Origin of the sequence: Streptomyces sp. WELS2 (assembly GCF_013870595.1) — a bacterium.
GTDB lineage: Bacteria > Actinomycetota > Actinomycetes > Streptomycetales > Streptomycetaceae > Streptomyces.
This window is the reverse complement of record NZ_JACBWZ010000320.1, coordinates 1-6,620: the sequence shown is the minus strand read 5'-3', so window position 1 is coordinate 6,620 and position 6,620 is coordinate 1. Positions and strand designations below refer to the sequence as shown.

Here is a 6,620-nt window from a genome sequence, read left to right as displayed (position 1 = left end):
TCCCGGCGCACGTCCTCCAGGGCGCGCGCCGCACGGTCGTACACCGTCGTGTCCGGGCGCCCGCCGCCCGGCGCGGAACTGCCCTCGGCCGGCACCCAGAACGCGAGCGGGTCGGCGACGACGTCCTCGCGCAGCCGGGTCAGCGTGCGGGTGATCCGCTCCAGGTCGTCGCCGGCCGGGTGTTCGCCGGGGCGCACCCCGACGGAGTGCGCGAGCTGCCGGGTGCGCTGGAGCTCGGCGGCGAGCAGGTCGATCCGCGCGGGCAGCGCCGACCACACCGCGTCCGCGGCGACGATCACGTCCAGGCTCGTCGCGTACAGCTCGTTCATCCGGTCCACCAGCGCCGGCAGCGTGAACGTCTCGCTGAGCCGGCCGCTCTCGCCGCCGGGGACGGTCACCGACTCGCCGCGCAGCAGCCCGGTCAGCTCCGCCAGGTCCTCACGGCTGGACCAGCGGCGCCGGGCGCGGATCTCACGGGCGCCGCGCAGCGCGGCCGTGTAGGCGTCGAAGTACGCCCACAGCCGGGTGATCCGTGCCTCCGTGGCCTGCCAGCGTTCCCGGGTGACGCCGGTCAGCCCGGCGCCTTCGAGGAGTCTGCGGCCCGCGTGGTCCTGGAGGGCCAGCAGGGAGGTCTCGATCGCCTCGTGCTCCTGGCCGAGCCGCGCCAGCGCACGGTCCGCCTCGTCCCGGTCCATCACCGGCCCGGCGGGGTCCGTGACGCCCATCGATCACCTCTCGCTCGCTGTCGGTTCCGGTCGGGCGCGGCTCAACTGCCGCGCAGGTAGCGGGGCGCGGGCGGCTTCGACGCGGCCGGGTCCTCGCCCAGTGTCGCCGACAGCCAGTCGTCGTACGACTTCTGCCAGCCGTGCGCCGCGTAGTCCACCAGGACGCGGTTGACCCGGCGTACCAGATCGTCGGCGTCCTTCTTCATCGCCACGCCGTAGTACTCGGTCGTGAACGCCTCGCCCTTGAGTTCCACGGTCGGGTCCTGGGCGGCCTGGCTCGCGGCCAGCGCGCCGTCGGTCACCACCGCGTCCACCTCGCCGAGTTGCAGGCGGACCAGGCAGTCCAGCTGGTTGGGCACGGTGGTGGAGAGGTCGGTCGAGGCGGGCAGCCGGCCGGCCTTGCGGTCGGCGTCCAGTCTGGCGTACGCGGTCGAACCGGTCGCCGTGCACACCTTCTTGCCCGCCAGCGAGCCGTCGTACCCGGTGATCGGAGAGGACTTGGGGGCGAGGACCTGCTGCCCGGTGCGGAAGTAGGGCGCGGAGAACGCGACCTGGCGCAGCCGGTCGCAGGTGATCGTCATCGTGCGCACGACCATGTCGACACGCCCGTCCTGGATCGCCGGGATGCGCTGGTTGGTCGGGATCGCCTTGAACTGCACCGCGTCCCGGTCGCCGAGGATGTCCTCGGCGATGCGGTGCGCGAGGTCGATGTCGAAGCCCTCCAGCCGGGCGCCCTCGGTGTTCGGGTTGCGGTAGCCCCAGCGGTAGCTGTTCTGGTCGACGCCGACGACCAGCTTGCGCCTGGCGCCCGCGCGGGCCCGGATCGCCTCGATGAGGTCTGGAGCAGCCCGAGTCCGCTGCCGGCCGAGGTCACCCCGAAGGCGAATCCGGACAGGCCCACCGCGACGCCGACGCCCAGGGCGTCCCGCACGACGGCCGCGTCCGGCTTCGTGCCGTCGGCTGTCTGGTCCGTGAGTGCTATGTGCTGTGTCACGCCCGGGACGGTACGGACGACGGCCGGCCGTCGTCTTGTACGTTCTTGCGCTCGCCCGGCACACGCCCCCGCCCGTCCGGGTTCGCGTGTTCCCGCTGGTACGCCCCCGGAGGTACGCCGACGATCCGGGTGAAGTGCCGGTTGAGGTGGGGCTGGTCGGTGAAGCCGACGGCGACGGCCGCCTCGGCGGGGGCCGTCCCCGCGTCCAGCAGCAGCCGGGCACGGCGCACACGGGCGTCGGTCAGCCAGGTGTGCGGCGGCATGCCGTAGGCGTCGCGGAACGCCCGCAGCAGCGCGAACGGGCTGGTCCCCAGGTCCCGGGCCAGCCGTTCCAGGGTCGGCGGCCGGGCCATCCGCTCCTCCAGCACCGTACGCGCGCGTGCGGCGATCAGCGCGCCGGCCGTCCGGGTCCGCCGCTCGGGCAGCGCACCGCCGTTCAGCCGCAGCAGCCTGGTCACGGCGACCCGCAGGAGGGTGTCGGCGGCCAGCGCGTTGCCCTCGTCGGTGGCGCGCAGTACCCGGTGGACCAGACGGGCGGCGTAGGGATCGTGGAGGACCGGGCTGACGAAGCCGGGCGTGCCCCGCAGGGTGGTGGTCTCGGCGGCGATCTCGGCGACCACGTCGGGCGAGGGATACACCGCGCCGTACCGCCAGCCTTCGGGCACCCCCGCCCGGCCGGTGTGCGGGGTGTCCGGGTTGACCAGCGCGAGCGCGCCCGGGCCCGCGGAGACGTCCGAGCCGCGGTGGTGGAAGACCTCGACGCCGTCGGCTATGGCCGCGATCACGAAGTTCTCGTGGGTGTGCCGGATGAAGTTCTTGCGGACGTACCGGGCCCGCAACAGGTCGACTCCGGGCAGCTCCGGGTAGCGCCAGTGCCGTGCCCGCTCGCTTGAACCCGCCATACGCCCATTGTCCCGCCCGGCCCGCCCGCCGCAGGTCACCGATCGCCCCCGCGCCACCCTCCGCCCAGCCCCGCCGCCCCGTTTGCCCAGGTCGGGGCGATTGTCAGTGGGTGGGTGCACGATGGACGCATGGTCAGCTCCGCACACCGAGCCCTGGACGGCTTCTCCCCCGCGACCCGCGGCTGGTTCACGGGGGCCTTCTCCGCGCCCACCGCCGCCCAGGCGGGCGCGTGGCAGGCCATCCGTGAGGGCTCGGACGTGCTGGTGGTCGCGCCGACCGGCTCGGGCAAGACGCTGGCCGCGTTCCTCGCCGCCCTGGACCAGCTGGCCTCGGCACCGCCCCCCGCCGATCCCAAGAAGCGCTGCCGGGTGCTGTACGTGTCCCCGCTGAAGGCCCTGGCCGTGGACGTGGAGCGCAATCTGCGCAGCCCCCTGACCGGCATCCGCCAGGAGTCGGTGCGGCTGGGCCTGCCCGAGCCGGAGGTCAGGGTCGGCATCCGCTCCGGCGACACCCCGGCCGCCGAGCGCCGCGCCCTGTCCACCCGCCCGCCGGACATCCTGATCACCACGCCCGAGTCGCTGTTCCTGATGCTGACCTCGGCCACGCGCGACGCGCTCACGGGCGTGGAGACGGTGATCCTGGACGAGGTGCACGCGGTGGCGGGCACCAAGCGCGGCGCGCATCTCGCGCTCTCCTTGGAGCGGCTGGACGAGCTGCTGCCGAAGCCCGCCCGCCGGATCGGCCTGTCGGCGACGGTGCGCCCGGTGGACGAGGTGGCCCGCTATCTGTCGCCGCGCCGCAAGGTGGAGATCGTCCAGCCGGAGTCCGGCAAGGAGTTCGACCTCTCCGTGGTCGTCCCGGTCGAGGACATGGGCGAGCTGGGGGGTTCCCCGGCCTCCGACGCCGCCGAGGGCGGGGAGCGGCCGTCGATCTGGCCGCATGTGGAGGAGCGGATCGCCGACCTGGTGCAGGCCCACCGGTCCACGATCGTCTTCGCCAACTCCCGCCGTCTGGCGGAGCGGCTGTGCAACCGGCTCAACGAGATCGCGTACGAACGGGCGACCGGCGAGCCCTTGGACGAGCACCACTCCCCCGCCCAGCTGATGGGCGGCTCCGGCGCGGCCCAGGGCGCTCCGCCGGTGATCGCCCGCGCGCACCACGGCTCGGTCTCCAAGGAGCAGCGCGCCCTGGTCGAGGAGGACCTGAAGGCCGGCCGGCTGCCCGCGGTGGTGGCCACCTCCAGCCTGGAACTCGGCATCGACATGGGTGCCGTCGACCTCGTCGTGCAGGTCGAGTCCCCGCCGTCGGTCGCCTCCGGTCTCCAGCGGGTGGGCCGCGCGGGCCACCAGGTCGGCGCCGTCTCGACCGGCGTCGTCTTCCCGAAGTACCGGGGCGACCTGGTCCAGGCGGCCGTGGTCACCGAGCGGATGCGCTCGGGCGCCATCGAGTCGCTGAAGGTGCCCGCGAACCCGCTCGACGTGCTCGCACAGCAACTGGTGGCCATGACGGCGCTGGACACCTGGCAGTACGACGACCTGCTGACCGTGGTCCGCCGCGCGGCCCCGTTCGCCTCGCTGCCCGAGTCGGCGTTCACGGCGGTGCTGGACATGCTCGCGGGCCGCTATCCGTCCGACGCGTTCGCCGAGCTGCGCCCGCGCGTGGTGTGGGACCGCGTGGCCGGCACGGTCACCGGCCGCCCCGGCGCCCAGCGCCTGGCCGTCACCTCCGGCGGCACGATCCCGGACCGCGGCCTGTTCGGGGTCTTCCTCGCCGGTTCCGACCCCAAGAAGGGCGGCGGCCGGGTCGGCGAGCTGGACGAGGAGATGGTCTACGAGTCCCGCGTGGGCGATGTCTTCACGCTGGGCACGAGTTCCTGGCGGATCGAGGACATCACGCGCGACCGGGTCCTGGTCTCGCCCGCGCCGGGCGTACCGGGCCGGCTGCCCTTCTGGAAGGGCGACCAGCTGGGCCGCCCGCTGGAGCTGGGCCGCGCGGTGGGCGCGTTCCTGCGCGAGGTCGGCTCGCTGCCCCGGGACGACGCGCGGTTGCGGCTGCTGGCGGCCGGCCTGGACGCGTGGGCGGCGGACAACGTGCTGTCGTACCTGAGCGAGCAGCGCGAGGCCTGCGGTCACGTCCCCGACGACCGCACGATCGTCGTGGAGCGGTTCCGCGACGAGCTGGGTGACTGGCGCGTCGTCGTGCACTCGCCCTTCGGGGCCCAGGTCCACGCCCCCTGGGCGCTCGCCCTCGGCGCCCGCCTGTCCGAGCGGTACGGCATGGACGCGCAGGTCATGCACGCCGACGACGGCATCGTGCTGCGCCTGCCCGACGCCGATCTGCTGGGCCTCGACCTGCTCGACCAGGAGCCGGCGAAGGCGGGCACCCTCCTCGACACGGCGGTCGACAGCGAGCAGGCCCCGGTCGGCGCGGCGGACGTCGCCTTCGACAAGGGCGAGGTCGACCGGATCGTCACCGACCAGGTCGGCGGCTCGGCGCTGTTCGCCTCCCGGTTCCGGGAGTGCGCCGCCCGCGCGCTGCTGCTGCCGCGCCGCAACCCCGGCAAGCGCACCCCGCTGTGGCAGCAGCGCCAGCGCGCCGCCCAGCTGCTCCAGGTGGCGAGCGAGTTCGGCTCGTTCCCGATCGTGCTGGAGGCCGTCCGCGAATGCCTCCAGGACGTCTTCGACGTGCCCGGGCTGGTCGAGCTGATGGGCGACATCGAGTCCCGCAAGGTGCGGCTGGTCGAGGTCACCACCCCCGAGCCGTCCCCGTTCGCCCGCTCCCTGCTCTTCGGGTACGTCGCCCAGTTCCTGTACGAGGGCGACTCCCCGCTGGCCGAGCGCCGCGCCGCCGCGCTGTCCCTGGACTCGCGGCTGCTGGCCGAGCTGCTGGGCCAGGCGGAGCTGCGCGAACTGCTCGACGCCGACGTGCTGACCGAGCTGGAGCGCGAGCTGCAGTGGCTCACCGAGGACCGCCGGGTCAAGGACGTCGAGGGCGTCGCCGACCTGCTCCGGTTGCTCGGCCCGCTGACCGACGCGGAGCTGGTGGCGCGGGGCGCGGACCCGCAGTGGGCAGGTGAGCTGGCCGGGGCGCGCCGGGCCATCAAGGTGCGGATCGCGGGCGCCGACCACTGGGCGGCCGTGGAGGACGCGGGCCGGCTGCGCGACGCGCTCGGCACGGCGCTGCCGGTCGGTGTCCCGGAGGCGTTCACCGAGCCGGTCAAGGACCCGCTGGGCGACCTGCTGGCGCGCTATGCCCGTACGCACGGCCCGTTCACCTCGGCCACCGCGGCGGCCCGGTTCGGGCTCGGTGTCGCGGTCACCGAGGGCGCGTTGCAGCGGCTGGCCGCGGCCGGCCGGATCGTCCAGGGCGAGTTCCATCCGGCCGGCATCGGCCAGGAGTGGTGCGACGCGGCCGTACTGCGCCGGTTGCGCCGCCGCTCCCTGGCGGCCCTGCGGCACGAGCTGGAGCCGGTGCCGCCCGCCGCGCTCGCCCAGTTCCTGCCGCAGTGGCAGCACATCGGCAGGGGCCACGCGCTGCGCGGCGTCGACGGCCTGGTGCGGGCCGTCGAGCAGTTGCAGGGCGCCTCCGTGCCCGCCTCCGCGCTGGAGAAGCTGGTCCTCCCCTCCCGCGTGGCGGGTTACACGCCCGCGATGCTCGACGAGCTGACCGCCGCGGGCGAGGTGGTGTGGGCCGGTGCGGGCTCCCTGCCGGGCAAGGACGGCTGGGTCTCGCTGTATCTGGCGGACGCGGCCCCGCTGCTGCTCCCGGCACCGCACCCGCTGGAGCCGACCGCCCTCCACCAGTCCGTGCTGGACGCCCTCTCCGGCGGGTACGGCCTGTTCTTCCGGCAGATCGCCGACCAGGTCCGTGCCACCACCCACCCGGAGGTCACCGACCCCCAGCTGGCCGACGCCCTGTGGGACCTCGCCTGGTCCGGCCGGCTCACCAACGACACCCTCGCGCCGATGCGCGCGCTGCTGGGCTCCGGCCGTACGGCG

Annotated in this window: 3 protein-coding genes and 1 pseudogene; 1 reads left to right on the top strand and 3 read right to left on the bottom strand. The window is 74.5% G+C overall.

Going from position 1 to position 6,620, the window contains the following annotated elements:
* The 3 genes and pseudogenes from H5J33_RS19100 to H5J33_RS19090 form a co-directional block, all read right to left on the bottom strand.
* A pseudogene (locus H5J33_RS19100) lies at positions 1-725 on the bottom strand (hypothetical protein); the annotation flags it as partial.
* Positions 726-766: 41 nt separating this feature from the next.
* A complete protein-coding gene (locus H5J33_RS19095) occupies positions 767-1,783 on the bottom strand; it encodes a glutamate ABC transporter substrate-binding protein (RefSeq protein ID WP_309485438.1) in 1,017 nt (338 codons plus the stop codon).
* A complete protein-coding gene (locus tag H5J33_RS19090; protein ID WP_258565224.1) occupies positions 1,716-2,621 on the bottom strand; it encodes an AraC family transcriptional regulator in 906 nt (301 codons plus the stop codon). The genes H5J33_RS19095 and H5J33_RS19090 overlap by 68 nt, the downstream gene beginning before the upstream one ends.
* Positions 2,622-2,750: 129 nt before the next feature.
* On the opposite strand from H5J33_RS19090, the gene H5J33_RS19085 reads away from it, so the two are divergent.
* Positions 2,751-6,620: DEAD/DEAH box helicase (locus H5J33_RS19085; protein ID WP_181796143.1), on the top strand; the 3,870-nt coding region annotated here is incomplete at its 3' end.

Bases quoted from the DNA above. Each gene is read 5' to 3' on its own strand.
- H5J33_RS19090 (WP_258565224.1), bottom strand. From the start codon at position 2,621: ATGGCGGGTTCAAGCGAGCGGGCACGGCACTGGCGCTACCCGGAGCTG.